The sequence below is a fragment of the Mucilaginibacter achroorhodeus genome (genome assembly GCF_007846095.1).
Lineage (GTDB): Bacteria > Bacteroidota > Bacteroidia > Sphingobacteriales > Sphingobacteriaceae > Mucilaginibacter > Mucilaginibacter achroorhodeus.
Map to the genome: position 1 here is coordinate 290,741 of NZ_VOEI01000002.1, position 26,376 is coordinate 317,116.

The following is a 26,376-nucleotide window of genomic DNA, read 5'->3' on the forward strand; positions in this document are numbered from 1 at the left end:
GTGCCTTCCCGGTCCCCGCGTTCAGCGGGGCTACCAGGGGGAATTAGTTTAACAAGATCAACTGCCCCGGCCCAGTGCTGAATAGCCATTTGCCACAAGTGCGGGTCACGGCGGCAGCTTTGTCCCACCCCTCCCGGAAACACCGGGAGCGGGTAAAGGACACGCTTGACCAAATATTACAACAAACGATATGAAGATGAAAAAGTGCAAAAGAAGATCGTTCGGCTGTGTCCTCAGAACATTTGCCCTCGCAGCAGCGGTCGTTACCCTCAATTATTTTAAGGCCGGTGCGCAGGACGGTAATGCCGGCATCCAGCAGGCCAACACCCAGGTTCGCAGCTATTTCGAGAGCGGAACCAGCCTGATGTATGCCATCGGTGCCATTCTCGGCCTGATCGGCGCGGTCAAGGTCTACTCGAAATGGAACGCCGGTGACCAGGACACCTCCAAGGTCGCCGCTGCCTGGTTCGGCTCCTGTATTTTCCTTGTGGTCGTGGCCACCATCATCAAATCCTTTTTCGGCCTTTAAACCAGCAGCATGAAAACATTACTTATCGGCAAACTGCATAGTTACATGGTGCAGCATCATACGGACCTGCTCATCGCCCTGCAGGAGGACCATCGCCTCAGCCATTACCTGGGCAGCAAGGTCGATTCCATCAGCGGGCTGATACAACAGCTGCAACAGGAGAACCGACCGGGCTATGTGATCGAGGCGCTTTGCCTTGAGGAACTTACCCGTGACCTCCGCCCCTCCCGCTTCAGCTGGATGAGAGAGTTGCTGGAGGACGAGTTCCCGCAGGTCCACCGTCAAATGCAGCGCAGCGGCATCCTCACCTACGAACTGATCAATATGAGCGGCGCCTGTGAACCCATCTTCGAGGTCTTTGGCTTCGGTGAAGAGCACGAAGACCTGCCCGCGCTGCGGGCGGCCATCACCGGTATGATCGCCGAATATCTCGAAAACCAAAATCCGTCAAATTAAGCTTATGGCCTTTCAAGCCCTGCAAACGCTTCGCGACAATATCGCAGCCATCCGTATCGCGCTGGCCTACCGCCCCGGCGATCAGCTGGGCGCGGAAAATATGGCCATGCTGCGCAAGTATGCCGGATTCGGTGGATTGAAGGCTATCCTGTTCCCTGCCGGTGAGCGGACAGAATGGCAAAGGCTCAATGCTTCTAAAGCCGACCTGCAGCTGTACCCCTCCATCGTGGAGCTGCACCAGGTCCTGCGTGAGCACCTGGACGAAAAGGGTTATCTCGATGCGGTGCGATCATTACGGGACAGCGTGCTGACCGCTTTTTACACGCCTGCTGTTGTCCCGCAGACCTTGTATGCTGTGTTGAAAGAAAATGGCATCCAGCCGAATTACTTGTATGAACCCAGCAGCGGTGCCGGTATATTTATCAGTGAGGCGGCGAAGGCATTCCCGGAACTTACCGCGGTCAATGCGGTCGAAAAGGATCACCTGACCGGCAAAGTGCTCAACGCCCTGTCCGCTACCCTGCCCGTTCCTACGCAGGTGCAGGTCATGGGTTTAGAAGAGACCGCTAATGAGGAGAACGGCCGGTATGACCTGGTCGTGAGCAATATCCCCTTCGGGAATTTCCGCGTGCACGATCCCGCCTACCGGAACCATCAGCTTTCCGGCAGTATCCATAATTACTTTTTTGCTAAAGGGCTCGACAAGCTTGCGGACGGCGGCATCATGGCCTACCTGACGACCGATGCCTTTCTGAACAGCCCATCCAATGAAGCAGCCCGGGTCTACCTGTTCGGGCGTGCCAAGTTCATCAGTGTCAGCGTGATGCCGGATAACCTCATGCAGGCCAATGCCAATGTGGAAGCACCGACGCACCTGCTCCTTGTTCAAAAAGACAACCAGAAAGTATCCCTGAGCGAGGAAGAACAGCTACTTGTCAAAACGGTAGCGCGCAGCAATGAGCTGGGCAGCTACCAGGTAAACGCCTATATCGATCAGGCCGGGCTTAGCGTTGTGGCAGCGGAGGTAACCGGGGCCGGTAAAAATCAATACGGCAAGGTTTACCAGGAACACCGGGTGATCAGTGATATGGACCGGATCGTCCGGACCAGCCTGCAAAAGCAACTGTCGCAGGGGATCAAGGCGCGCTTTGACCTTAACGCTTTCGAGGCCATCCGCATCGATCAGCAGCAGGAACCTTCCTTGCAACAGAAGCCGTTGCTGAGCTATCTTCCCATGCCCCAGGCCCAAGGGAATACCGCAAGCGTGCAGTTAGGGCTATTCGACACTGCGCCGGCTGCAAGCACTAACCGGGCGATGGACTACATTAGCGTTGATGATCCGCAGGTCATCAGGAACACGGCAAGGCTCATCGGCAGTATCAGCACCGGCGACCGGCCGGCGCATGAAGCCTTGGTATTGGTCACCGCTAAACTCCATGTCAGCAAACAATATGCCTACCGTATCTTTGCCAATGTTCAGCAGCTCAGCCATCATCATAACTGGCTTAGCGGCGCCGCCTTCGCTGAGGAGGTCAAACAACTTGCCCCGTCGCTGTTGCAATACAACCATGACTACCATTTTCATGGTGACCAAAGCCTAAAGGAATATTTTCGCTTTGAAAAAAATACCGAGCTGTATTTTGATCAGTTAGAGAACCTTCACCGGGAGGGCACGCTGGTTATTTTGGATGAAAAGATCGGGACATTAAGCCGGATCGACGAGCCCCGTTCACAGGCGCTATTCACCCCGCTGGCCGACCAAAAGGATGCAGCCTTTTATCGGCACTATATTACGCTGCGCGACCGCTACCTGGCTTTGTTCGACGCCGAGACGGTCACGAAAACGGCCCACCCATCGCTGCGCGAGGACCTGAACACCGCTTATCGGAAGTTCACCGAAAAATACGGTCAATTAAACCGGCCGAACAACCGTCGACTTATCCTGGCCGACGAACAATATGGGTTTAAAACGCTTGCCTCCATCGAACGCAAGGAAGATGAGCAATACCTGCCCGCGGATATCCTTGTGCAGCCGGTCTTTCAACCGAACGAGACTTACCGCACCGATGATCCGGTTGCTGCATTGGCCCGATGCCTGAACGAGATGGGCCGGGTAGACACCGCCTTCATCGCCCGAAGTACCGGCCTAAGCGAGCAAGAGGTCATTATCAGCCTGGGGAATCATATTTGTCTCAACCCCGCCACGCGCCGATGGGAGACCGCTGACCAGTATTTGTCCGGGAACGTCGTGGAGAAACTGTCGACGGCGGAACGGATAGCCGCAGAACGGCCTGAAGACGGGCAGATCGCCCATAGCCTCCGGGAGATCCGCCGTGTTCAGCCTGAGCCTATACCTTTCGAATTGCTGGACTTCAACCTGGGCGAACGCTGGTTCCCGCTTCACTATTATGAACGCTTTGCGAGTGAATTCTTTGAATTGCCGGTCACCATCCATTATATGCAGGCATCAGACAGTTTTAAAGTAGACGTGCAGGGAACAAATCTGAAGATCAGCCGGGAGTTCGCCATCCAGCCGAAAGAAAGCAACCGCAGGACCTATGGCTATACCCTACTGGAGCATGCACTGGAAAACACATCGCCTTATTTCAGTTACGAGGTCAGTCTTGGCGGTGGTCAGACGAAACGCTACCCGGACAACGAAGCCATTCAACTGGCGCATGAAAAGATCGAGCAGATACGTACCGGCTTTGTCCGGTGGCTGGGTGAACTGCCGGGCGAAGAGCAAAAAGACATTCAGCAATTGTATAACGATACCTTTAACTGTTATGTCTTGCGTACGTATGAAGGCAGCCACCAGACCTTTCCGGGCCTGGACAAAGCAGCATTGGGCATTGAGGATCTTTACAGTTCGCAAAAGAACGCCGCCTGGCGTATCGTCCAGAACCGCGGCGCGCTGATCGATCATGAGGTCGGTCTCGGCAAAACGCTGACCATGATCGTGGCTGCGCAGGAAATGAAAAGGCTGGGCATCATCCACAAGCCGATGATCCTGGCACTAAAGGCCAATGTCAAACAGATCGCCGATACTTACCTGAAAGCTTATCCTGCTGCGAGGGTCCTTGCACCCGGTGAAAATGATTTTACGCCCGATAAGCGCCTGCGCCTCTTTCATGAGATCAGGAACAACAACTGGGATTGCATCATCCTGACACATGACCAGTTCGGCAAGGTCCCACAATCCACGGAGATCCAGCAGCAGATCTTTGGCGGCGAACTGGATAATGTGGAGGCCGACCTGGCCACGCTGGCACTTGAAGGGGGTAAGATATCAAGACGCATGCTCAAGGGCCTGGAGATCCGCAAGAAAAACCTGACCGCTAAGCTCAAAGGGTTGGAAGCCGATATCGCCGGTAAGAAGGACAAAGGCATTGATTTCCGGGAAATGAATGTTGACCACCTGTTCGTTGACGAATCCCATAAATTTAAGAACCTGACCTTTACCACGCGCCATGACCGCGTGGCAGGATTGGGCAATACGGAAGGCAGTCAGAAAGCATTGAACATGCTGTTCGCCGTAAGGACACTGCAGGAGCGTTTCAACAGCGACCTTTGTGTGACCTTCCTGAGCGGCACGCCGATATCCAATTCGCTGACCGAAATGTACCTCATCTTCAAATACCTGAGGCCAAAAGAGATGGAGCGCCAACAAATCCAGAACTTTGATGGCTGGGCGGCCGTGTTCGCCAAAAAAACGACCGATTTCGAGTTCTCCGTCACGAACGAGATCATCGCGAAGGAACGATTCCGCCATTTCATCAAGGTACCTGAACTGGCGCTTTTCTATAATGAGATCACCGATTACAAGACCGCAAGGCATATTGCCCTGGACAAACCTGCCCTGGATGAACAATTGGTCAATATCAAGCCGACCCCGGAGCAGCAGGATTATATCCGCAAACTCATGACATTCGCAAAAAATGGTGATGCCACCCTGCTCGGGCGTCTGCCGCTTTCCGAAGACGAAGATAAAGGCCGTATGCTGATCGCGACCAATTACGCCAAAAAGATGGCAGCGGACATGCGCCTGATCGATCCCATGAAATACGAAGACCATCCCGACCATAAAGTGAACGTCTGCGCCCGGAAGCTGGCAGAACTGTACCGCGAAAGTACGCCGCAACGCGGAACACAGATCGTCTTTTGTGACATCGGCACGCCGAAACTAGGTGTCTTTAATCTTTATGATGCCCTCAAGGATAAGTTGGTCAGGGATATGGACATCCCGGCGCAGCACATCACCTTCATCCATCACTGGACCGATAAGCAGAAACCCGAACTGTTCAAAAAAATGAACCGCGGTGAGATCCGCATCCTCGTTGGCAGCACGGAGAAAGCCGGTACCGGCCTTAACGTACAGGAACGCGTCGTGGCCATGCACCACCTGGATATACCCTGGAAGCCCAGCGAGCTTGAGCAGCGTAATGGCCGCGGCGCAAGACAGGGCAATCAGTTGGCCAGGTCCCATTACCGCAACAAGGTCCTGAACTTTATCTATGCCGTTGAGCAGTCGTTGGACAACTATAAGTTCAACCTGCTTAAGAACAAACAGACCTTCATCAGCCAGATGAAGAATTGCGAATTGAACGTGCGCACGATCGATGAGGGCAGCATCGACGAGAAGAGCGGTATGAACTTTTCGGAGTATATCGCCATGCTGTCCGGCGACACCTCTTTGCTGGAAAAGACCAAGCTGGAGAAGAAGATCGCCGTTATGGAAAGCCTCCGGACGGCTCATTTCCGGGAGATCGCCCGTGCACGCTACACGTTGGAAGATCTGGAAAAGCAAACTGTTCAAACAGCCAGAATCCTGGCGGAGGTGAAGGCTGATCATGAGGCCTATCACGGCGTGCTCAAAATAGAAAAAGATGGCGGCAAATCCAACCCAATCAGGCTGCAGGACCTGGACAGCGCCGATGCCAAAGCCATCGGTAATTACCTGATCAAAATTTATCGTACATGGAAACCGGAAGCTGGTCGGTCTACCGTCAGGGAGCTGGGCGACCTCTATGGCTTCAAACTGTATATCCGTCAAGACCGAGAGCGAAGTTCAAGGGAAGGAAAGCTTTTCGAGAACGGATACAACATCTTGTATGCGGAAAGGCCCGGCAGCAGCATCCACTACGCGGCGAGTTCCGGCGTGCCAAACACTGATAATCCGAAGCTGGCGGCGCGCTATTTCATCAGTGCCATCGACAAGGTAGACCACCTGGTGGAACGCTACAGCAGGGAACTGGCCGAACAGCAGGCGCAACTTCCGCAGCTCAGGCAGCTTTTGGACAAACCCTTTGACCGGGACAAGGAGCTATTGGCGATGAAAAGTGAGCTCAACGTGTTGGAGAAGGAGATCACCCGCAAGATCCGTGAAAAGCAGGAAGAACAGCAGCAGACAGAAAGATCAATTACAGAATTGTCTCATATCCCGGATGCGGCTAAGCCACCCAATAATCATCCGCCACTGGAAGAAGCCATCATCGTTTCGCTGGCCGGTGAGCGGGCATTCCATCAAAATCATGCGCAGGAAAACGAAGCGAGACTGCGCAAAGGCATCCGGCTATCATAGATACAACCATGAAAAACAGCATTTATACCATCAACAAGGGCATTAACAAAAGCATCGAGTTCCGCGGCTTGAGGGCGCAGTATATCTGGTACTTCGCCGGGCTGGTACTCGGAGTGATGATCCTTTTCGCGGCGCTTTATATCGCCGGTGCCGGCACGCTCGTCTGCCTGGGCGTTTGCGTTCCTGCCGCCGTCTTCGGCAGCTTCAGGATCTTCGGATTGAGCAATAAATACGGTGAGCACGGCCTGATGAAGGCAATGGCCCGCAAACGCGTGCCACGCGTCCTGAAATCCTATAGCCGCCGCTTCTTTCAGCAATTAGCAGGTAAGGAGGTGAACGCATGAGACCGATCAAAGAACCGGTGATCTACCGTATCGAGCAGACCAGCTTCGTGGTGGATGTCGAGAAACAGGTACTTCGCCAGACCGATGAGCAGCTGAACGAGATCTCATTCATCAACCAGATGAGCGACCGGGGCGACCACTACCTGCTGGCATGGGATCCCGCCACCAAGAATGCAGCCATTGACCCGGCGCATGGCATGACAGTGGTTGTGCCGCCGCTTTCCAGGCTTGATCCTGAGGGCATGTCGCAGATGTATGGCGTGCCGCTGTCAGAACTGGCCGGGAGGACCGATTTTGAGATCGTTGTGGACCCGGACGCGCTGAACAAAAGGCGGCAAGGCATTTTGCCGGAGATCGATATCGCCGGTGAGCGGTTCATCATCGACCTGAAATTGCAGGAACTGCGCCATGCGGCGAACTTTTCCCCGGTGATCAGCCTGAAAAGCTTTGAGCTGACCGATGACGGCTGGCATTACGAGGCCTTTTATGAGCCGGTCATGAAACAGGTTGTCGACCTGGACCTCAAACTAACGGAGTTCCCGAACGGCATCGTCAAGATCAAAATACCGAATGAGATCGGCTTGGACCCGGTCGCCACTGCCAGGGCTTACGGCATGGATGAACGCGCCCTGCTGCGGCGCTACCCGATCCCTAAAGAACTGAAGGCGGAGGTGATTCCGCTCAGCGAAACGCAGGTCCCCCGGCTCATCCGGCAGAATCGTGAACAATTGCGGCGGGAACATGAAGCCATCAAACACCGTCATCAGCCCGGCAAACAGCCACGCTTATAAGCATTGTTCATTCATTTTTTTCCTCACCTAAAATAGTTAAAGACCCTAATGGAAAAACAACTTAAAGATATATTACCGGTACTCGGGATCGAGCAGGGTGCCATCCTCTCCAAACAAGGAGCCTTCACGCTGGCCTTCCGGCTCACCTTGCCGGAGGTCTTCACACTGTCGGACGAGGACCACGAAAGCCTGCACCAGGCTTGGGTAAAAGCCATTCGCGTACTGCCAAAAAACAGCGTGCTACACAAACAGGACTGGTTCCTGAAAAAACAGTTAAATATACAGCAGACGGCAAGTAAGCGTACGTTCCTCAGCGAAGCCAGCGATCGTTATTTCAGCGGCAGGGAATACCTGCATCATGATTGCCTGGTCTACCTGACCCGCCAACCGCAAGGGCGCAGACCGGCAACCTCCCTGTTCTCCAACCTGATCCGGCCGACGCTCGTTCCGCGCGACGTGCTGGGCGCGCAGGCGATACGGGAGTTCCGGGATATCGCGACGCAATTCAAACGCCTGCTGGAAGATACCCGCCTGATCAGCGTGCAGCAGCTAGGCACTGAAGAACTACAAAGCCAGCGTAAAAAAGCGGGACTGATCGAGCGTTATTGCTTTCTTGCCGAGAACGATGAACAGCAGTTATACCGCGATATCAGCTTTGAAGACACGCTGAAGATCGGTAACCGCCAGGTGGACATTTATACGCTTGGCGACACCGACAGCCTGCCATCGGTTTGCGGACCGCGTTTGACCTATGGGCCCTATTCGACCGATCAGACCAGGTTCCCGGTCAGCTTTGCATCCCGGCTCGGCCTATTGCTGAACTGCAGCCATATTTACAACCAGTACATCCTGGTGGGTGATGAGCAGCAGGTGCTCAAACAATTGGAGAAGAAAAGGCTGCGTCTGCAGTCCCTGTCCGCTTATTCGCGCGAGAACGCCATCGCGCTGGACGCGACAAATGACTTTCTGAACGAAGCCATCAGCCGACAGCGTTTACCGGTCAAAGCGCATTTCAATGTGATGGTCTGGTCTGACGACCGGGAGAAATTGCAGACAAAAGGGAACCAGGTGCTATCTGCGATGGCGGCCATGGATGCTGCGGCCAAACCTGAGACGGACGGTGCTGCACAGATCTGGTGGTCAGGTATTCCCGGCAATGCCGGGGACTTCCCTGTAAATGATACCTTCGATACTTTCGCCGAACAGGCGGCCTGCTTTCTGAACATGGAAAGCAACTACAAAAGCGCCGGCGCCAATGAGGGCATCCGTTTCTGCGACCGCTTGTCCGGCAGACCGGTATATGCCGACCTTTTTGACGCGCCGCGTCAGGAAGGTATCACCTCCAACATGGGTACGCTGGTCTGCGGCACTTCCGGAGGCGGTAAATCAATGACCGTCAACCATATCCTTCGATCGCTTTATGACCATGGAGCGCATTGTGTGACCGTTGATATTGGGGGTAGTTACCTGGGGCTGTGTGATACGGTCAAGGGTTATTATTTCACTTACACGGAAAGCGACCCGATCAAATTCAATCCTTTTTACCTCTCCGGGGGGGAAGTGCTGGATACCGAAAAAAAGGAAAGCCTGAAAGCCTTGCTGGTCTCCTTGTGGAAGGGCGAGAACGAGACCTTTAACCGGGCGGAATACGTCGCGCTTTCCAATGCGCTGCAGGGTTATTACAGCTACCTCACTCAGCATTCTTCGGTGTTTCCCGCCTTCGATTCCTTCTACGAATACCTGGAACATGATTACCGGGAGGTGCTTAAAAGCCACCGTGTAAAGGAAAGCGCTTTTGATATGGACAACTTCCTGTATGTTCTGCGTCCGTATTACAAAGGCGGCGAGTTCGACTACCTGCTTAATGCACGGGAGAACCTCGACCTGCTGGGCCAGCCCTTTATCGTGTTTGAGCTCGACCAGATCAAGGACCACCCGATCCTTTTCCCGGTCGTTACGCTGATCATCATGGAACTGTTCATTTCCAAGATGCGCAAGCTGGCGGGTGTACGGAAAGTACTGACCATCGATGAGGCATGGAAGGCTATTGCGAGATCCGGCATGGCCGAGTTCCTGCGGTATGCGTTCAAGACCATCCGCAAGTTCAACGGGATCCCCATCGTGATCACCCAGGAGCTGGAAGACCTGGTATCCTCGCCGGTGATCAAGGACGCGATCATCAATAACGCCGATATCAAGATCCTGATGGATATGCGCAAGTTCCAGGGCAAGTTCGACAAGTTGCAGGACACGCTCGGGCTGTCCGATAAGGGCAAGACCATCCTGTTATCGGTCAACAAGGACCACCGCGAGATCTTTGTCGATATCGGCGGGCAAGTCATGAAGGTCTACAAAAATGAGCTGTGCCCGGAAGAATATTTTGCCTTTACGACGGAGGGCAAAGAACGGGTAAAGGTCAGGGAATATGCGGCGCAGCATGGCAGTCTTGAAGCCGGTATCGCCGCCCTGGTCGCAGAACAGCATACAAAACCCCACATCCTATGAAAAAACAGATTTTCTTTTTCCTCACCAGTATGCTGATACTTTTCGCACGACCGTCCGCCAGGGCGCAGGTCCCGGTAGCCGGCGCCTTTACCGGCCTGATCAAAAGAGTTATTGTCGCGATCGACCTTGGGGTGCAGCGGCTGCAGAACAAGACCCTGGTACTGCAAAATACGCAAAAGGAACTGGAGAACAACCTGCACCTGAACAGTCTGAATGACATTTCGGGTTGGCTGGAAAAAGAGCGTAACCTGTATGCCAGCTATTATCAGGAACTCGCGCAAGTGAAAATGCTCATCGCGGACTATCAAATGGTCAAAGACGTGATCGATCGCCAGCGGCAGATCATTTCGGAATACCGGCAAGCCAGCGCCCTTTTCCGGAAAGATGCGCATTTCGCGCCGCGAGAACTGGCATATATGGGGAATATCTACAGTGGCATTTTACAGGAGAGCCTTCGCAACCTGGACGCTGTCCGTTCTGCCGTGACCCCGCTGACCACGCAGATGGGTGATGCTGAACGCTGGCTGCGGATTGACGAAGCTGCCCAAGCCATTCAGCTGAACCTGGACCACCTGCGGCAGTTCAACCGCCAAAACGTGCAGCTCAGCCTGTCGCGATCCGCTGACGAACGGGACAGAAAGACCGTCCAACAACTCTACGGACTGAAATAATGAATCATCAATACAACACAAAATGACAAAGCGCATCATCACCCTCCTTATTTTATTCTCCACCCGCGTTTACCTGAGCCAGGCGAGTGCGCAATCGTTCTCCTTCGACGATCTGTTCGCTCAGCAGGGTAAGCAAAAAAAGCTCATGACCCAGCAGATCGGCAGCCTTTACCTGTACCTGGGAGCGGTCAAAAGCGGCTATCAGGCCATGCACCGCGGCCTTGATCTTGCCGGGAAATTCAAGGGCGGCACCTTTGGCCTGAACACTGCTTACTATCAGACCCTGAAACAGGTCAACCAGGTCGTCAGGAAAGACCCCAAGGGTAAGTTAATCGCCGAACTGTTCGATGAGATCGATCATACCTTCGATGCCGAGATCGCCTGGCAGAAAAAACAGCAGCAATTTAAGGCCGCAGAACTGGCCTATTTGGAAAAGGTAGCTGACAACCTGCGCAGCCAAGCCGGCAAGGACCTTGACGAAACCACCGATGTGCTGACGCCCGGCAAGCTACAGCTCACGGACCAGCAGCGCCTTGAGCGTCTGGACAAGCTTTATGCGGCAATGAAAGATAAATCTGCCTTTGCCGGCTCCTTTACTGCCAAATGCCGGACGCTGGCGTTAAGCCGGCTGAAGGCCAAAGCGGAACGCGAACAGATCCAAAAACTTTACCGCATTTATTGACATGAAAAAACAACTCAAAATTTTAGGGATGGCGCTGGCCTTTTGCATCCTGCTGCCGCTGGCCGGGAGGGCGCAGTCCGTGTCCGATTGTATCGAACAACTGATCCTGGACTATCAAAAGCTGGCCGGCATGAAAAGCGTGCTGTCCGAAATGTACAACGGCTACTCGGTCCTGCGTCAGGGCTACGGCGTAGTGAACAATGCATCGCGAGGCAACTTTTCCCTGCACCAGCTCTTTCTGGACGGTTTACTGGTTGTGAGTCCGGCAGTGAGGCACTACCCGCGTGTTGCAGACATTATCAGCGACCAGGCGACGCTTTTCTGGGAATACAGGGCCGCCGCGGCCAGCTTCAGCAGCGGCGGTAGGTTCAAGCCGGACGAGCTGCGTTACATCAGCGCAGTTTACGACCATTTGGCAGACGCCAGCTTTCAAAACCTTGACCACCTGCTGATGGTGATGAGCGACCATAAACTGCGCATGAGCGACGCCGAGCGGCTGGCGGCGATCGACCGGATCTTCGTTGAGAGCCGCAACCAGCTCAGTTATCTGCGCAGATTTAATAACGAAGCGAAACAAACGCTCCGTCTGCGCGCGCAGGCAAGCAAAGAAAAACAGACCTTAAACGGCCTTTACGGCATCAAATTACAACCATGAAGATCAAGATCATTACTTTATTTGCCTTGACGCTTGTGGCGGCTTTGTTACCGCAGCTGGCACATGCAGAAGGCGTTGCCGACGACCTGCACGGTCTGCAGGGCGTTCTGGCACAGCTCTATGATCAAATGCTGCCGCTTTGCCGGGGCATGATCGGCGTTGCCCGGGCGATCGGGGGATTCGCCGCACTCTGGTTTATTGCCGCGCGCATTTGGAAACATATCGCTGCTGCAGAGCCTATCGACGTCTATCCCTTATTACGGCCCTTTGGTTTGGGCATCTGTATCGCAGCCTTTCCGGCTGTCCTGGCCCTGCTGAACGGCATTTTGCAACCGGTGGTCACCTCCACGGAGGGTATGGTCACCCGTTCCAATGCCGCCATCGCCTATTTGAATTCACGGCCGGAAGAGGAAGAACCGATCGGACAACAGCAGGCCGACCCCGACAAATGGTACCAGTACAGCCACCCTGACAACGCGGGTCCCGATGGCAGCTCGCTGAACCCGATCAGTGACGCCTTTTCGGGTTGGAGCATTAAGAGCATGGCGCGCAGGTGGATAGCCGAATTGCTGAATGTGCTATTCCAGGCGGCAGCGCTTTGCATCGATACCATCCGCACCTTCAAGTTGATCGTCCTCGCCATTCTTGGCCCGCTTTGTTTCGGCCTCTCGATCTTCGACGGCTTTCAGCACACGATGAAGCAGTGGCTGGCGCGTTATGTCAATGTCTTCATGTGGCTGCCGATAGCCAATATTTTCGGGGCGATCATTGCCAGGATCCAGGTCAACATGATCGCCCTGGCGGATAACGGACAGTTGCAGGGCAACGCCTTTGGCAACACCAATACGGCTTACCTGATCTTTCTGGTCATTGGCATCCTCGGCTATTTTACGGTGCCAAGCATTGCCAATTATATCATGAATGTCGGTGGGCATGCGCTGTTCAACAAAACCTCCGCCCTGGCTTCGATGGCGATGACCTATGTCAGCAGTTCGATCATGCAAAACGTCTTCAGCAGCAATGTGCTAAGCAGCAACCGGCAAGGTGGCCGTAACGATACTCAAACGAATCATTACCATACGGACAAGCTGAAAGGCTCGCCCGGAAAATCCGAATAACATGTTCAAGAAATTCAGAAATCTCGAGACCGCCTTCCAGCACGTCCGCTCCTTCACGCTGGTGATCATCGCCTGCGCTTTCCTCGCCACCGGTTTTACCGTCTACCAGAGCCAACAACTGATCGCGAAGATCCAAGGCCGGGTGTACATCCTGTTCAACGGCAAAGTGCTGGATGCGGTGGCGGCCGACCGCAAGGATAATGTTGCCGTCGAAGCGCGTGACCATGTGAAGGCCTTTCATGAGCTCTTCTTTACGCTTTCACCCGATGATAAGGCGAACAAGGCGGGCCTGAACAAAGCGCTCTACCTCGCGGATGAATCCGCCAAACGCGCTTATGACAACCTGAACGAAAGCGGCTATTATGCCAACATCATCTCGGGCAACATCAGCCAGCAGCTCCGGGTTGACAGCGTGCACATCGATCTGCGCAATTATCCCTACCCCTTCCGGTGCTATGCGACCCAAACGATCATACGGACCAGCAGTACCGTCACCCGGAGCCTGGTCACCAGCGGCGAACTGCGTAATGTCAGCCGCAGTGATAACAACCCGCATGGCTTTCTGATCCAGCGATGGTCGACCATCGAGAATGCAGACATCAAGGTCGTCAATCATTGAGTGCATTAAATCCATCCAAACAGACAAGAAAATTCAGATCAAAAAAATAATTATATGGAAACATTAACCATTCAACAACAACACAAGCGAAAAGCACTATTGGTGGCACCGCTGGTCGTCTTCGTGCTTACCACTCTCCTCTTCTGTGTACTTGGCGGAGGGCAAACCGGAACCGGCAGCGACCATCGTTCTGTGCTGACGGGCTTTAATTCACATTTGCCGGAAGCCAAGGTCAAGGAAGATACCGGGCAGAATAAACTAAGTTTTTATAACCGTGCCGCCGCGGATTCGGCCAAACTCATGCAGGAACAGCAGACCGACCCCTACGCCAGGTATCACGCCCTTGCCGCAGGAAAGGACATCGACACGGGTGCTGTTTTTTCCCCTCACCAGCCGGAGGTTTTTAGTAACAAAGCCATTGAGGAGGCAAATAGACCAGAAGATAAAGCGATCTTACTGAACAAGCGGCTGGTTGCCTTACAAGCTGCTATCAATTCACCGGCAGCAATACCTGACAATTACTCAAGTATTCCCAGCACGGCGAATCTAAAGGTTAAGCGCATTTCGAACAGCAGTCAGCCGATATCCGCTGCGCAGGATGACCCTGAGCTCAAACAAATGAACGGCCTGCTTGAAAAGTTGTTGGACCTCCAGCACCCGGATCGGGTCACACAAAAAACAGCAAAGTCTGACATTGCTTCCGCCGAGCAGTTTAAAGCTATCCCTGCCGTCGTTGACGGCAATCAAAAGATCGTCCAGGGTACGGTCATTCGAATGCGGCTTCAAGATTCTGTCCGGCTAAACGGCCAGCTTTTCCTTAAAGGACAGCTGATATACGGTAGCGGGGATTTTTACAACCAGCGTGTTAAGGTCAATATCAAACTGATCCATATCGGTTTGAACATCATTCCGGTCGACCTGACCGTCTACGATCGAACCGACGGACTTGAAGGGATATGCGTGCCGGAAGCAGTGACCAATGAAGCATTAAAAGATGGAATGCTGAATGGTATGCAGACCGTGGACATGATGAACATGGACCCGTCTATGACAGCGCAATTGGCTACAGCGGGGATCAATACCGCTAAAGGCCTTTTTTCTAAAAAAGTCAAGCAGGTAAAGGGCAAGTTAAAGAACGGGCATGAACTATTGCTCAGGAACAACGTGCTAGTCAATGCTGGAAATCAAAGTAAATAAATCAATCTATCATCATTAAAAATCAAAATCATGAATCAGGAAAGTTATCAGTACACGGCCGACCAACTAAAGAACCTGGGTTTCGGCGAAGAGATCGCTAAAGCCTTGCACGTGAAAATGGATCAGAACCTCACGGAATTTACGTTAAACCACCGGCGTGAGTTTGGCAAGGACGTCATGGAATCTGTCCTTTATTTCTCGAAAGGAGATGATGTTGCCAAGGACCTTACCTTTTTTAACCGTTATGATTCGACGTTGAAAAAAGAAGGAATGGAAGACCTGACGCAGACCTTTTTTGTCGGTCAGAAATACAACTACACGCTTCAGGAACGCTATAACATGATGGATGGACGCGCCGTTTACCGGGAACAACCGGTGATGGAAAAGCAGCTTGTTGATGGCAAAGAAAAAATGGTACCGACCGGTGACACTTATTTTGCCTGGCGGTCCCTCAACTTTAAAGAAGCCGATCAGTATGGCAACTTTAATCCAAAAACGATCTTCTGGGACCATGAGAAGGAGCTACAAAAATATCCGATCAAAGACATCGAGGAAAAATATGACCGCAGCCGCATCATGCGCCCGCTGGAAAAAGGGAATATCGTCCAGGTTACCCTGGTCAGGGATGGACAGGGCATACCTGCCAATGCGGTTGCCAATCCCCGTATGATGCGCCTCGAGTTCCACGACGCGGCGGGACAAACCCTTACTGTTGGCAAAAAGCAGTCAGTCAATCAATCACAAAAGACGGTCATGACTCCTCAGGAGGTACAGCGTGCAGCCATGGCCCAGGGTGCAGGACGGTCAACGGTTAAAGCGCATTCAGCCGAAGCTTCGTTCAATGCTACAGAGCAGAAACAAGGTGCAGGTCAGAAACGCAGACCAGGCGCAAGGATCTAAATATGGAACGTTGCAGGCCGTTGACGGCATTCTTCCAGAAGATCAAGACAGATCCAAGGATCTGTAGCACGCATATCGGCTTGTTCGCGACCCTGGTGGAATACTGGCAGGCAAATGATTTTGCCGAGCCTTTGCGTGCCTACGCCCATGAGATCATGCCGCTCGCCAAAATTCTAGCTAATACGACCTATCATAGGTGTATCCGTGACCTTCATGATTTCGGTTACATTAACTATGAACCGTCTTATAAACGGAACGAGCGAAGCAAGATCTATTTAAAACTATAAATCAAGTCCCGTCAGCTTTCCTGCACGGCTGATGGGGACTTTTAATCATTAGAAAATGAATGTTGAATTGGTAACGAATGAAGACTTAAGGCAGTTCAAAGCAGATCTGTTGATGGAGATCAGGCAGCTCATGCTACAGCCTGGCACCCAGGAAAAAAAATGGTTAAAAGGAATTGAGGTGCGCCAAGTTCTGGGCATCTCCGCCGGAACCCTACAGAACCTGCGCTTGAACGGTACGCTGACCTTCAGTAAGATCGGTGGAACGCTGTATTACAAAAGTATGGACATTGAAAAATTACTGGAGGGCAAGCGATGAAAAACAACCCACGCTCAAATCACATCCAGCGAATATTTTGCAGCCAGCTCAAACGACTTTGCCAGGATGAAAACCTGCTTCCCTCCCATATCAGTTTATTCACCGCGATGCTGATCTGCTGGCAAAACAATTATTTTAAGTTCCCCTTTCGGGTTTCGCGTAAAACATTGATGTCTGTCAGTCACATCCGCTCGACCTCAACCTATCACCAATGTATGAATGAACTGATCAGGCTGCAATATATCACTTACCGGCCTTCCTATCATCCTATCCAGGCCAGCTTGGTCTGGTTTGTCGATAAAAAGTGAATCATGCTGATCATCTCTATTTTGAAGCTTCTTCATCAAAGTTGATTAATTGAACTACGGCGGGGAAGCGTAAAACGCACAAATGTTCAATGGCAAGTCTATAAATGTTTTTATTTTTGCCGATGATGACCCTCCTTGAATTTAATGCGCTTAGTCTTTACGATAAGGCCAACGCCGTATGGCACGGTACGTTTCTGGCCGATCGAAAAGAGAAAGGAATGGTGATCCAACTCTATTCGCTGGCCGGGTTTTATGTTGAGGTATTTTACGATCAGAGAGATAACAAGATCATCGATCTTCGGTCTTTCACATCTACTCAAAAGCTATTCCCATACCTGGCACAAATCAAGTTTATTTAGCATGAAAAAAAATTTAGTATATGTCGCTGCATTGGGCAGCATTCTATTTTTGGCCTCCTGGGGTTACAAAGGCCATCGGGCTATCGCGGCGATCGCTCAAAAACATCTTAGCAGCAATACAGCTTACGTGGTTTCAGCTTATCTGCAAGGTGAAGCGATGTCGGAGGTCGCCACCTGGGCTGACGAGAACCGAGATAGGAAAACCGCTTCGTGGCATTATCTAAATCTACCATTGGGTTTGACCCATGAGGCTTTTGTGAAAGCGGTCACTCAAAGTGACAATAACATTTACACAGCGATCCTTAAGACGGAGGCTAGCTTAAAAGAAAAGGAGCTACCTGCCGAACAAAAAAATGAAGCCTTGAAGTACCTGATACATCTTGTCGGAGATGCGCATCAGCCCATGCACGTGAGCCGCAAGGAAGATAAAGGCGGTAATACGATCCAGGTACGTTTTGATGGAAAAGGTTCGAATCTTCATAGCCTATGGGATAGTAAACTGATCGACCATGAGGGACTAAGTGAGCAGGACATCAGTAAAAATTATGATGTAGCCACTGCCGCCGAGATCAGCAAATGGCAATCTGACAGCCCCGTAGAATGGCTATGGGAAAGCTACCAGATCAGCAGTAATCTATATGCGTTAACAAGATCCGGCGCTACGATCGATGAGGCGTATTACGAAAAGTTCATTCCGGTGATCCATCAAAGGATAAACCAAGCGGGTATCCGTTTAGCCGGAGAGCTTAACAAATTATTTAATGCGGCAGCCTTGCCCCCTTTGGCGACCCGTTTTTCTAAAACGATGGAGGGTAAAATAACCCGTGATAGTACGACGGCTATTATCGCTTTGACAAACATTGCAGATTTCACCGGGAAAACCGTCAGCACCAGCGGCAAGGTCTACAGCATTAAAGATATCGGCAGTATGGTTCTGATCAATCTTGGCGGGTCCTATCCTCATCAATTGCTAACCGTTGCGCTTAAAGGCAAAGCTAAACGATTAGGTTCGGAACTCTCTGATAAGGTGATACAGGTGACCGGGGAAATTATCGATTACAAAGGCAAACCTGAAATCATTGTAACCGATCCTGTTAATATCAAGATCCAATGAATTAACTATGTTTAATTACGATGCTTCACGAGCATGTTACGCTTACTATAAAGCGCGTTTGGAACGCCGGGGCTTCACTAACCGCATATCCGTCCTTATTCAAGATCTGGTCTTATTTTTGGAGCCGGACGAAGAAGGGGATATCGCGCATAAACGCTTCCACGTTTTTCATCCATCAGCCGCGTCTTCAATAATGAACCTTCATAGATGAAGCCTTTATCACAGACGACACGTTTTTTAATTATAACTGTATTTTTATCTTTTTAATTACTATTACTTTACGGTCTTTAGTTTTAATAAACTTATCACTATTGTTTCCTTGACACTCGCGATATTAAATGTGCCGCCATATGTTGCGCTAATCCCATAAAACGGTGTGACATTTTTTAAATTGATAAGGCTGGTATTTTCGAAATAAGATCTTGGATTATCATTCAATCCAAGAAATGCTGCAAAGGGATGCCATTTTATGGGTTGCCATCCAAAACGTGCATGTCCCGCCATCTGAATGCCTCCCGAGATAAACCTGATTATCATCAATATTGTGTAATGACTTGACCAGGCTGACCTCTTTCAAAATGGTTTCAAATTCTGTGAAACTACGTAATAAAGATAAAGTAACACTGTACATCATGGCCAACATAAGTAAGTCCTAAGCATCAAGCAGTCAAAATTTAACTTATTTAGCAATCATTTTCCATATACGATCGATCAGCGGTGTGATGTCTTCATCAATCATCAAAAAGCGGCATGGTTCTCAACCCCCATGCCGCTTTTTGCTAACGTTTTTTCTCTCCCGGCTTATGTACATGCGGTTTTAGGGCCGGGTGTTTTGGAGCTGTTGGGAGATCTTTCCTTTGTCTTGTGTCCGGACTGCAGTCCTGATTGTCACTTTTGGGCCGGGGTTTAATGGCTTCGATCATATTTTATTCTTCTAAATTTCCGTAAAACTTCTGATTCAGCTTAATCGATTTTTACGGGTAACCATAAGAACAGTATGTTCAGCCGACGATTGTACTATACAATGAGGTTTAAAATAATAAGGGATTGCACATACAATGGCGTGACCTGAACATCCTGTATGTTGCTTTTGAATTTTCTGTCAATGCTCGTAGGTCTTCAAACGCGAACAGATAACAACGATCTTTTATGGGAAGCGTTTTTGCTATTGTTCAAATTTCTATAGCTCAAGCTTCCTCTATTTTGCTTCATCCAGCGTAAGTTCGATAATTGTATGCGTGCAACTACTAAGACCCCTGCAGTCGTTTCTCAGGTGATTTTTTTTGCTCCGTTATTATCACAAAAATAAAGTAAGAATCAGTTAAATGCCTGTCTAAACTCCATTGGCGTAAAATCAGTTTTTGACTTGAAGAGCTTACTAAATGATTGCGAGTGCTCAAAACCGAGGCTATAAGCAATTTCTGATACGGACAGGTTAGTAGCAGAAAGCAATTGCTTTGCTTTTTCAATCAATTTGTTATGAATAAATTGTTGGGTACTCTGCCCTGTCAATACTTTAAGCAGTGTGCTTAAATAATTAGCAGATAGGTGTAATTCATCTGCAACCTGTTGCACTGTTGGAATACCTTCATCAATAAGTTTATCCTCCGCAAAATGCATTTGCAATAAAGCCTCCAGCTTATCAAGTATTTGGTGATTATTTATCTTGCGTGTGAGGAATTGCCTGTTGTAAAAGCGGTCAGCATAAATAAGCAGGTACTCCAGTTGATTGATGATGAGTGATTGGCTGAAACGGTCCATATTCGATTGATATTCCTTTTCTATCTTTCGAAATATTTCTGCTATTACAGCTTCTTCTTTTTCAGAAAGAAATAAAGCTTCATTTACCTTATAGTGAAAAAACTCGTAGTTTTTAATTTGTGCGGCCAGTGAGGTATTCCAAAGCAAATCCGGATGAACTAGTAAAAGCCACCCGGTTTGGTTTATCTCTACATGGGGTTTTATCTGCACCTGTAGTAATTGTTCGGGAGCAAAAAAGGACAGTACGCCCGAATCAAAATCGTAAGGTTGCTGCCCGTAATTAAATTTAGCCTGCACATTCCGCTTTAATGCGAACATATAAAAATCCTGCAGCCATTTTAGCGTTCCGGTATCATCCGGATATTTGACCTTACTGTAGTCTATCAAACTGATCATTGGATGTTCTGGTCCCGGCAAGCCGTAATAGGCATGCAGGTCTGATAGGGTATGAAAGCGAAATGTGCCGGTCATAAGCTAAATTATTTATTTTCCTTATAAAAGATCATACCGCCGTGGTAAAGAACACCATCGCGGAATTCTCCATCGGCAGTAAAACCTGTATCATCTATATAGTCGATATGGTCGCCATCGATCCGGTACCTACCCTGGTAGGCACTTTCAAGGGCGCCCCGGGCTTCATCATAACGACCGTTCGGCAATAATTCCTGGCGCACATGGCCGTCTGCGGTTACCCACATGCCCAAGTATTCTTGTGTTTCTTCTATTGTCTTTGCCATTATTCGGTAATTGCGGTCGATTCGGTCAGTTCCAGGTTGGCTGCCAATGCCTTTTCAATGATGTCTATTTTACCCTTAACCAGTGGTACCGCATCCACGCCTATAAAGAAATGCACAGGGGGTTGTTCTTGTTTGCTTAACTCAATAAATACGTTTGCAGCCTTTTTGGGGTCATTAGGCTGATTGCCACTGATCTCGTTCAGGTGCTGTGCTTCTACCTCGCGGGCGTTCACATAGGCATCTATGGCCTCGGCCGGTAGCATGGCTGAATTTTTTTCCAAAAAGCTGGTACGGAAATAACCAGGGTAAACCAGCGTGGTATGCACACCGAATGGCTCTAATTCAACCGCTAATGCCTCTGTATAACCGGCCATCGCGAACTTAGTTGAACAGTATATGCCGAACGCCGCGTAATTGCCGACAAATCCTCCGATAGATGCAATATTGAAAATATGGCCTGAGCGCTGTGCTCTCAGGTAAGGTGCAGCATGGCGAATAACGTGTAAAGGCCCAAATACATTAACATCGAAGTTCCTTTGTACCTCTGCGGCAGAAAGTTCCTCTACCGCGCCGATCTGGCTGAAGCCGGCATTGTTCACAATTACATCAATACGGCCGAATTTATGTACTGTCTCGCCAATAACTTTTTTTACATTGTTGTCATCAGTTACATCCATATTCAATGGCAGGAAGTTTTGATGTTCCCCGATTGCCTCAATCAGTGCTTCTTTTTTTCTTGAAGTGGCGGCCACACTATAACCTTCCGCCAGTAGTTGCTTTACCAGGTCGGCACCCAGGCCTTTTGAAGCCCCGGTCACGAACCATACTTTTTCTGTTTGCTTTGTTTCTTTGTTCATTGTATGATGATTTGATAAAACAAAGGTCAGTAATGCCATGGTCGGGAATGTATCCTATCCTTGGATAGTTGTAGCCATTTCTCAGAATCTTAGTAAACGGCTTTATAAGAGTAAATCCTCTTTGCGTTAGATGGCTTTTGGCATGAAGCAAGCCGACATGCAAATCCGTTTCAAGATTACTCTGACGAAAAGATTCTGGACATTATTAAAAAACGTTCGAATTTATTAATGACAGACCCTAATTATCTCATATGGTATTACACATTCAGGCCAAAAGGTGACGACTACTTAGGTTACTATGCGTGGTGGGATCAATAGATGTATTTCGTTGATTTTTTTGATAACCCTATAAATGCGACGGCTGCCAACACTAACGGATATTTGGGTAAATTGGGACTCGAAAGCAACCCCGCTGCTAATGTCAACATTGAGACCAATGACGAGACCGTAGGCAGATACGATCAGACCGACTTTGGTACCTATCAACAAAACAGCACATGGCCGATGGTAAATCCTGTAATTCACGGGAATAAATTCATTTCTTATGATCAAGCATTGCCTTACACTAGCCAAAAAACAGATCGCAATCGCGAATTATCATGAACAAGAAAGAGATCGCACAGCGATTCACGAGGCAAATGTTAGGACAAGAGCCCAGCAACGATCAGCAGGAGCAGGTAAATCCGCCGCAAGAGGAACAGCAACCGGAATTGACGCAGATACAAAAGTTGCTGCCGGAAATAGAAAGGCTACACAGCAAGGCGCTGAAAAACTACAGGATCAGAGCAAAAGATAGCAGATACCAGCAGGCGGCTGGAGCTGATGGACAGTATGGCAAGCAACCTCGCCTTTCAGATACAAAGGATTGTATCCAGCGCGGAGCAGATATACAAAGCCAACAACAAGATCGGCAGCAGGTGGGTCATCAGGCTTTACCTGGTAGCGATCTTATCGGGAGTTTGCTCGGCACTGGTCATCCTGCTGGTGATATGGATCAAAATGCATTGAATGAGTTCAAACGCAAGCGCAAGAAGAGAAAAGGGCAAAAATTGTGTTAGATTGCGATGCATTCTGTTTAGTTTATTCCCAAACTGGAATGTTAACGAAACCGTCATTCCTCCACCATATCTTTAAAGGTTCAGCTGCATCCCTTATTGTTTCATCGCTTACATCCTTCCCCGTTCCATAGTTAATTTGTGCAAAAGGATTTTTATCAATGTCGAGTACGACCAATAGCTGGCTACCTTTATCCAGCCTTTTGCTTGTCAACCGCGACTTATTGAATGTGATTGTCTCAAGTTTTCCCGGATGCAATAACTTTCTTTTTGTGGGGTCTTTAGCATAACTGGCACGGCCTACGAAATAAGACAATTCGAAGTATTGACCATCCGGTTTCACTTCATATAGGGTAACTCCGATGTCCATATCTTTTTTATTGATTATGGCTTTCAATTCACCATTGAAAAGGCCGTTAACCTCGATGGACTTATCAAAGGGCTGGGTGAGATAAAAGATTCCTGTATCATGATCTAGTTGTGATTTATTAAGTGGGAAAGGATAATAATCATTGTTTGAGGATTGTCTGTCTGCGAAATTCACTTCCTGATAGACCAAGCCATTTTTCGATGGTTTATCCATAGAAAGTACGTAGTTGCTATCGGTTCTGATATTGGTTAAATAGAGTTTAAGCGTTTTGTTATGCATTGTCTGAACAGACGGAACGTGCTTCCATCGATTAGCGCCCATTACCTCAAAATTGATTTTATCTTTTAACAGCTCTGGCCTCTTACCATGTTTGAATATGTAATCGAACCATTTAAAAGTGACCTCTTTAGTGTTGATCAGCGCAACTGAATCAACCTGATAGCCACGTAGAACAGGTACACCACCTTTTTGTGCGCCAAAATGATCGTAAGGACCGATGATGAGGTAATGATCGGCTTTTGAATTAAACCTATAATGATCCAATAAATATTGCATTGCCGATATCTGGCCGTCGTCATAATAACCGGTTATTGTAAGCACTGGAATATTGATCTTGGAAAAATCAGTTTTATACGGAACCTTATCCTGCCAGTATTTATCATAAGAGGGATGCTTTAACCACTTTTGCAGCCACGGATTTGGCGTGCCATCAATACTGTCGATTTTACGGTATGCAGCTCCGCTTTCGTACCATTTAAAGTTTAGTTCCCGCCAGCGCTTCTTGTCGTTATTAACCGAATCGTCGGTATATTTATTATTGGTTATATAAAATGCCCATTGATAATTGGCGTTCAGGAATACATTATTTTCCATAGGTAAACCTTGTCCGGGTATTGCGGCCACATAGGGTACTATCGTCTTCAAAGCTTTACTCAAATGTTTGGTCGCAGCCCACTGTGCATATCCTGAATAGCTTCCGCCATACATGCCCACACGTCCGTCGCTCCAAGGCTGCTGCGTAATCCAGTCGATCACTGCATTTACGTCCTGCGTTTCATGTTCATAAGGTTCAATGAGATCGGGACTTAAGCGTTTACCTCGTGTGTCGGCAACAATACCTACATAGCCGTGATCGGCGGCATACTTTGCCTCTGTAAGACTGCGTTCCAAATTGGAATAAATAAAGAAAAGCAAAGCTGCTGGTTGGGGTTTACGGATCCCACGCTTGCGCACGACAACAGCTGAAAGGGTCGCTCCATATTTTGTTTTAATTATAACGCTATCTTCTATGATATAACGTTTGTTATCCTCTGCCGTGACTTGTTGAGCATGGCAATACGTAGCCAGTGTAAGGCATAGCAATGCCATACAGATCATTCTGTTCATCATTTTTATGGAATTTTCAGGTTAAACTTTCAGCAACTTTTTCAACTTTACAGATTGCCGTTCAGAGACATCAAGCACTTCTCCCTGTTTAAGGGTTATTTGCAGCTTCCCCGTATTGTCAGTGGTGATCTTGTCGACGTAATTCAGGTTGATCATGTGTGCGCGATCTATACGGAAAAAGGTATGCTCATCTAATTTTTGCTCAAGCTGGTTTAGGGAGGTTTTAAGGAATACGCTTTTATCATCAAAAAACAAGCGCGCATAATTATCCATCGATTCTATCAGGTAAACCTTCTTCCAGCTTACGAAATGGTATTGATTACGATCTTTTACAAAGATTCTGTCATCCATGTGCTGCGCAGCCCGGGTTCTGACCTGTTCCATTGCCTTAGCAAAGCGTCCCTCACGAATTGGCTTCATCAGGTAATCAATGGCGCTAAACTCAAACGCTTTTACGGCATATTGATCGTAAGCGGTAGTGAAGATCACCTGCGGTACTGTGACTAATGACTCCAGTAACTCAAAACCTGATTTTTCGGGCATCTGGATATCGAGAAAGATCAGATCAGGATTTTTCGCTTCAATTAGTTCTTTTGCTTCAACCGCATTTTTTGCTTCGCCCATTAAGACCAGTTCCGGATAAATCGCGATCAGTTTCTTAACTTCTTCCCTTGCATTGCGCTCATCATCAATAATTAATACCTGTAGCTCTTTCATACTAATGGGATGTTTAGAATCATAGTTACTATATTTTCATCATGATGGGTGGATAGCGATGCTGCGTCGTTATAAAGTAATAATAAACGCTCCTTGAGGTTTTTAAGGCCGACCCCATGTAAAGAATCATGACATTCAAACTTCCCGGGATTTTGAACGGAAATTCGGAGTTGATGATTGACCTGTTCAACTTTTATAACAATCAGGCCACCTGCCATTAATTTACCTATACCATGTTTTATCGCATTCTCGACCAGCAGCTGTATAGCAAATCTGGGGATCTTTATATTTTGTAAACCATCAACAAGTCGGATACTATAAGTTAAACGCTCCTCGAACCGCAATTGCTCAATGTCAAGGTAATCGTTAACGAGACTCAGTTCTTCTTCAAGGCTAATAAATTCGGCTACTTCGGCATAGAGGCCCGTTCTCAAGATTCCTGATAATAGATCAATTGCTCTTCTGGCAGATTTTGGATCGTCAGCGATCAACGCTTTGACTGTATTTAGTGAATTAAATAGGAAATGGGGATTAATCTGTGCAGACAAATTATTCAATTTTGCTTCGCGACTTATAAGTTCCAGTCGCACGTTGTCTCTGATTACTTGGAGTTCACGTTCTCTATAATGGTAAAGGTGATAAGCCAGTAGCCAGATAGCCATTAATCTGACTCCAGTAATAAAAATTGAAGTAACGTTATACTGAAAGAATTCTTTGTAGGGTACAGAATAGTTGTCATTAAATGCAATCCTCAACAAATGAATTTTTACCGTTATAATAAAGGTATAAATTATTCCCAGCACGATAACAGCTGGAACGAGGCGCCAAATTAACTGTTTTAAAGGAAGATTTTGAAAATGGTTTCTTCGCGAGAGACAGCGGTACGAATGCGTGATCAACACACAGATGATTACATCGGTCACGAAATGCAAAAGGCCCAGCCACCAGTTAAAACGACTGCCCATGTACCCCTGGTATCCCCAATATAAAGCTGCAAACGACCAGCCTAAAAGTTGACATTTCCAATAGAGTGATATGTTTATCTTTCCTATCAACATTAC

Annotated in this window: 25 protein-coding genes; 18 read left to right on the top strand and 7 right to left on the bottom strand. The window is 48.9% G+C overall.

Annotated features, from left to right (window positions below; translation table 11 throughout):
• Nucleotides 1-196 precede the first annotated feature (196 nt).
• The 14 genes from FPZ42_RS07210 (at nt 197) to FPZ42_RS07280 (ending at nt 16,651) form a co-directional block, all read left to right on the top strand.
• Nucleotides 197-529, top strand: a complete 333-nt coding sequence (locus FPZ42_RS07210) for a DUF4134 domain-containing protein (protein WP_186458734.1) — start codon at nt 197-199, stop codon at nt 527-529.
• Nucleotides 530-538: 9 nt separating this feature from the next.
• On the top strand, nt 539-985 hold the full coding sequence (locus FPZ42_RS07215; RefSeq protein ID WP_146269840.1) for a hypothetical protein: 447 nt from the start codon (nt 539-541) through the stop codon (nt 983-985).
• Nucleotides 986-989: 4 nt separating this feature from the next.
• Complete coding sequence (locus FPZ42_RS07220) at nt 990-6,566, top strand: helicase-related protein (RefSeq protein WP_146269842.1); 5,577 nt, start codon at nt 990-992, stop codon at nt 6,564-6,566.
• An 8-nt stretch (nt 6,567-6,574) separates the two neighbouring features.
• The gene (locus FPZ42_RS07225; protein ID WP_146269844.1) at nt 6,575-6,910 is read left to right on the top strand and encodes a DUF4133 domain-containing protein; all 336 of its coding nucleotides are present in this window, start codon (nt 6,575-6,577) and stop codon (nt 6,908-6,910) included.
• Nucleotides 6,907-7,701 (top strand): hypothetical protein, encoded by a 795-nt coding sequence (locus FPZ42_RS07230; RefSeq protein ID WP_146269846.1) that lies wholly within the window; start codon nt 6,907-6,909, stop codon nt 7,699-7,701. The genes FPZ42_RS07225 and FPZ42_RS07230 overlap by 4 nt, the downstream gene beginning before the upstream one ends.
• Before the next feature lie 48 nt (nt 7,702-7,749).
• Nucleotides 7,750-10,206, top strand: a complete 2,457-nt coding sequence (locus tag FPZ42_RS07235) for a TraG family conjugative transposon ATPase (protein WP_146269848.1) — start codon at nt 7,750-7,752, stop codon at nt 10,204-10,206.
• The gene (locus tag FPZ42_RS07240; RefSeq protein ID WP_261382249.1) at nt 10,203-10,877 is read left to right on the top strand and encodes a conjugal transfer protein TraI; all 675 of its coding nucleotides are present in this window, start codon (nt 10,203-10,205) and stop codon (nt 10,875-10,877) included. The genes FPZ42_RS07235 and FPZ42_RS07240 overlap by 4 nt, the downstream gene beginning before the upstream one ends.
• A gap of 22 nt (nt 10,878-10,899) precedes the next feature.
• Nucleotides 10,900-11,559, top strand: coding sequence for a hypothetical protein (locus FPZ42_RS07245; protein WP_146269850.1), 660 nt, complete (start codon nt 10,900-10,902; stop codon nt 11,557-11,559).
• Nucleotide 11,560: 1 nt separating this feature from the next.
• On the top strand, nt 11,561-12,214 hold the full coding sequence (locus FPZ42_RS07250; protein WP_146269852.1) for a TerB family tellurite resistance protein: 654 nt from the start codon (nt 11,561-11,563) through the stop codon (nt 12,212-12,214).
• The gene (traJ, locus tag FPZ42_RS07255) at nt 12,211-13,332 is read left to right on the top strand and encodes a conjugative transposon protein TraJ (RefSeq protein WP_146269854.1); all 1,122 of its coding nucleotides are present in this window, start codon (nt 12,211-12,213) and stop codon (nt 13,330-13,332) included. The genes FPZ42_RS07250 and traJ overlap by 4 nt, the downstream gene beginning before the upstream one ends.
• Before the next feature lies 1 nt (nt 13,333).
• Complete coding sequence (gene traK, locus FPZ42_RS07260; protein ID WP_146269856.1) at nt 13,334-13,951, top strand: conjugative transposon protein TraK; 618 nt, start codon at nt 13,334-13,336, stop codon at nt 13,949-13,951.
• A 54-nt stretch (nt 13,952-14,005) separates the two neighbouring features.
• Nucleotides 14,006-15,148 (top strand): conjugative transposon protein TraM, encoded by a 1,143-nt coding sequence (locus FPZ42_RS07265; RefSeq protein ID WP_146269858.1) that lies wholly within the window; start codon nt 14,006-14,008, stop codon nt 15,146-15,148.
• A 30-nt stretch (nt 15,149-15,178) separates the two neighbouring features.
• On the top strand, nt 15,179-16,048 hold the full coding sequence (locus FPZ42_RS07270; RefSeq protein ID WP_146269860.1) for a hypothetical protein: 870 nt from the start codon (nt 15,179-15,181) through the stop codon (nt 16,046-16,048).
• 342 nt (nt 16,049-16,390) lie between these two features.
• Nucleotides 16,391-16,651, top strand: a complete 261-nt coding sequence (locus FPZ42_RS07280) for a helix-turn-helix domain-containing protein (RefSeq protein WP_146269864.1) — start codon at nt 16,391-16,393, stop codon at nt 16,649-16,651.
• Nucleotides 16,652-16,848: 197 nt separating this feature from the next.
• Here the strand turns inward: FPZ42_RS07280 and FPZ42_RS19165 are convergent, their stop codons facing one another.
• The gene (locus tag FPZ42_RS19165) at nt 16,849-16,995 is read right to left on the bottom strand and encodes a hypothetical protein (RefSeq protein ID WP_186458710.1); all 147 of its coding nucleotides are present in this window, start codon (nt 16,993-16,995) and stop codon (nt 16,849-16,851) included.
• Between the two features lie 86 nt (nt 16,996-17,081).
• Here FPZ42_RS19165 and FPZ42_RS07285 point away from each other — a divergent pair, with 86 nt between their 5' ends.
• Nucleotides 17,082-17,318 (top strand): hypothetical protein, encoded by a 237-nt coding sequence (locus FPZ42_RS07285; RefSeq protein ID WP_146269866.1) that lies wholly within the window; start codon nt 17,082-17,084, stop codon nt 17,316-17,318.
• A 1-nt stretch (nt 17,319) separates the two neighbouring features.
• Complete coding sequence (locus tag FPZ42_RS07290; protein ID WP_186458711.1) at nt 17,320-18,432, top strand: S1/P1 nuclease; 1,113 nt, start codon at nt 17,320-17,322, stop codon at nt 18,430-18,432.
• A gap of 1,317 nt (nt 18,433-19,749) precedes the next feature.
• Here FPZ42_RS07290 and FPZ42_RS07295 read toward each other — a convergent pair.
• From FPZ42_RS07295 to FPZ42_RS07305, 3 genes are read right to left on the bottom strand one after another with little or no spacing between them, the layout of a single operon-like run.
• The gene (locus FPZ42_RS07295; protein WP_146269870.1) at nt 19,750-20,664 is read right to left on the bottom strand and encodes a helix-turn-helix domain-containing protein; all 915 of its coding nucleotides are present in this window, start codon (nt 20,662-20,664) and stop codon (nt 19,750-19,752) included.
• Between the two features lie 8 nt (nt 20,665-20,672).
• The gene (locus tag FPZ42_RS07300) at nt 20,673-20,930 is read right to left on the bottom strand and encodes an Atu4866 domain-containing protein (RefSeq protein ID WP_146269872.1); all 258 of its coding nucleotides are present in this window, start codon (nt 20,928-20,930) and stop codon (nt 20,673-20,675) included.
• Nucleotides 20,930-21,787 (bottom strand): SDR family oxidoreductase, encoded by an 858-nt coding sequence (locus FPZ42_RS07305; RefSeq protein ID WP_146269874.1) that lies wholly within the window; start codon nt 21,785-21,787, stop codon nt 20,930-20,932. Before FPZ42_RS07305 ends, FPZ42_RS07300 begins: the two co-directional genes overlap by 1 nt.
• 318 nt (nt 21,788-22,105) lie before the next feature.
• Here FPZ42_RS07305 and FPZ42_RS07310 point away from each other — a divergent pair, with 318 nt between their 5' ends.
• Both FPZ42_RS07310 and FPZ42_RS07315 read left to right on the top strand, forming a co-directional pair.
• Nucleotides 22,106-22,390, top strand: coding sequence for a hypothetical protein (locus FPZ42_RS07310; RefSeq protein WP_146269876.1), 285 nt, complete (start codon nt 22,106-22,108; stop codon nt 22,388-22,390).
• On the top strand, nt 22,387-22,845 hold the full coding sequence (locus FPZ42_RS07315; protein ID WP_146269877.1) for a hypothetical protein: 459 nt from the start codon (nt 22,387-22,389) through the stop codon (nt 22,843-22,845). Before FPZ42_RS07310 ends, FPZ42_RS07315 begins: the two co-directional genes overlap by 4 nt.
• 22 nt (nt 22,846-22,867) lie before the next feature.
• On the opposite strand, the gene FPZ42_RS07320 is transcribed toward FPZ42_RS07315, so the two are convergent.
• Genes FPZ42_RS07320 through FPZ42_RS07330 form a run of 3 tightly spaced genes read right to left on the bottom strand, consistent with a single transcriptional unit; the run spans nt 22,868 to nt 26,373 of the window.
• Nucleotides 22,868-24,601: a CocE/NonD family hydrolase gene (locus FPZ42_RS07320; RefSeq protein WP_222431550.1), complete on the bottom strand. Its 1,734-nt coding sequence runs from the start codon at nt 24,599-24,601 to the stop codon at nt 22,868-22,870.
• Nucleotides 24,602-24,619: 18 nt separating this feature from the next.
• Nucleotides 24,620-25,315, bottom strand: coding sequence for a LytR/AlgR family response regulator transcription factor (locus FPZ42_RS07325; RefSeq protein ID WP_146269879.1), 696 nt, complete (start codon nt 25,313-25,315; stop codon nt 24,620-24,622).
• On the bottom strand, nt 25,312-26,373 hold the full coding sequence (locus tag FPZ42_RS07330; RefSeq protein ID WP_146269881.1) for a sensor histidine kinase: 1,062 nt from the start codon (nt 26,371-26,373) through the stop codon (nt 25,312-25,314). The genes FPZ42_RS07325 and FPZ42_RS07330 overlap by 4 nt, the downstream gene beginning before the upstream one ends.
• Nucleotides 26,374-26,376 lie beyond the last annotated feature (3 nt).

Bases quoted from the DNA above. Each gene is read 5' to 3' on its own strand.
- FPZ42_RS07210 (WP_186458734.1), top strand. From the start codon at position 197: ATGAAAAAGTGCAAAAGAAGATCGTTCGGCTGTGTCCTCAGAACATTT.
- FPZ42_RS07215 (WP_146269840.1), top strand. From the start codon at position 539: ATGAAAACATTACTTATCGGCAAACTGCATAGTTACATGGTGCAGCAT.
- FPZ42_RS07220 (WP_146269842.1), top strand. From the start codon at position 990: ATGGCCTTTCAAGCCCTGCAAACGCTTCGCGACAATATCGCAGCCATC.
- FPZ42_RS07225 (WP_146269844.1), top strand. From the start codon at position 6,575: ATGAAAAACAGCATTTATACCATCAACAAGGGCATTAACAAAAGCATC.
- FPZ42_RS07230 (WP_146269846.1), top strand. From the start codon at position 6,907: ATGAGACCGATCAAAGAACCGGTGATCTACCGTATCGAGCAGACCAGC.
- FPZ42_RS07235 (WP_146269848.1), top strand. From the start codon at position 7,750: ATGGAAAAACAACTTAAAGATATATTACCGGTACTCGGGATCGAGCAG.
- FPZ42_RS07240 (WP_261382249.1), top strand. From the start codon at position 10,203: ATGAAAAAACAGATTTTCTTTTTCCTCACCAGTATGCTGATACTTTTC.
- FPZ42_RS07245 (WP_146269850.1), top strand. From the start codon at position 10,900: ATGACAAAGCGCATCATCACCCTCCTTATTTTATTCTCCACCCGCGTT.
- FPZ42_RS07250 (WP_146269852.1), top strand. From the start codon at position 11,561: ATGAAAAAACAACTCAAAATTTTAGGGATGGCGCTGGCCTTTTGCATC.
- traJ (WP_146269854.1), top strand. From the start codon at position 12,211: ATGAAGATCAAGATCATTACTTTATTTGCCTTGACGCTTGTGGCGGCT.
- traK (WP_146269856.1), top strand. From the start codon at position 13,334: ATGTTCAAGAAATTCAGAAATCTCGAGACCGCCTTCCAGCACGTCCGC.
- FPZ42_RS07265 (WP_146269858.1), top strand. From the start codon at position 14,006: ATGGAAACATTAACCATTCAACAACAACACAAGCGAAAAGCACTATTG.
- FPZ42_RS07270 (WP_146269860.1), top strand. From the start codon at position 15,179: ATGAATCAGGAAAGTTATCAGTACACGGCCGACCAACTAAAGAACCTG.
- FPZ42_RS07280 (WP_146269864.1), top strand. From the start codon at position 16,391: ATGAATGTTGAATTGGTAACGAATGAAGACTTAAGGCAGTTCAAAGCA.
- FPZ42_RS19165 (WP_186458710.1), bottom strand. From the start codon at position 16,995: ATGAAGAAGCTTCAAAATAGAGATGATCAGCATGATTCACTTTTTATC.
- FPZ42_RS07285 (WP_146269866.1), top strand. From the start codon at position 17,082: ATGATGACCCTCCTTGAATTTAATGCGCTTAGTCTTTACGATAAGGCC.
- FPZ42_RS07290 (WP_186458711.1), top strand. From the start codon at position 17,320: ATGAAAAAAAATTTAGTATATGTCGCTGCATTGGGCAGCATTCTATTT.
- FPZ42_RS07295 (WP_146269870.1), bottom strand. From the start codon at position 20,664: ATGACCGGCACATTTCGCTTTCATACCCTATCAGACCTGCATGCCTAT.
- FPZ42_RS07300 (WP_146269872.1), bottom strand. From the start codon at position 20,930: ATGGCAAAGACAATAGAAGAAACACAAGAATACTTGGGCATGTGGGTA.
- FPZ42_RS07305 (WP_146269874.1), bottom strand. From the start codon at position 21,787: ATGAACAAAGAAACAAAGCAAACAGAAAAAGTATGGTTCGTGACCGGG.
- FPZ42_RS07310 (WP_146269876.1), top strand. From the start codon at position 22,106: ATGTATTTCGTTGATTTTTTTGATAACCCTATAAATGCGACGGCTGCC.
- FPZ42_RS07315 (WP_146269877.1), top strand. From the start codon at position 22,387: ATGAACAAGAAAGAGATCGCACAGCGATTCACGAGGCAAATGTTAGGA.
- FPZ42_RS07320 (WP_222431550.1), bottom strand. From the start codon at position 24,601: ATGATGAACAGAATGATCTGTATGGCATTGCTATGCCTTACACTGGCT.
- FPZ42_RS07325 (WP_146269879.1), bottom strand. From the start codon at position 25,315: ATGAAAGAGCTACAGGTATTAATTATTGATGATGAGCGCAATGCAAGG.
- FPZ42_RS07330 (WP_146269881.1), bottom strand. From the start codon at position 26,373: ATGTTGATAGGAAAGATAAACATATCACTCTATTGGAAATGTCAACTT.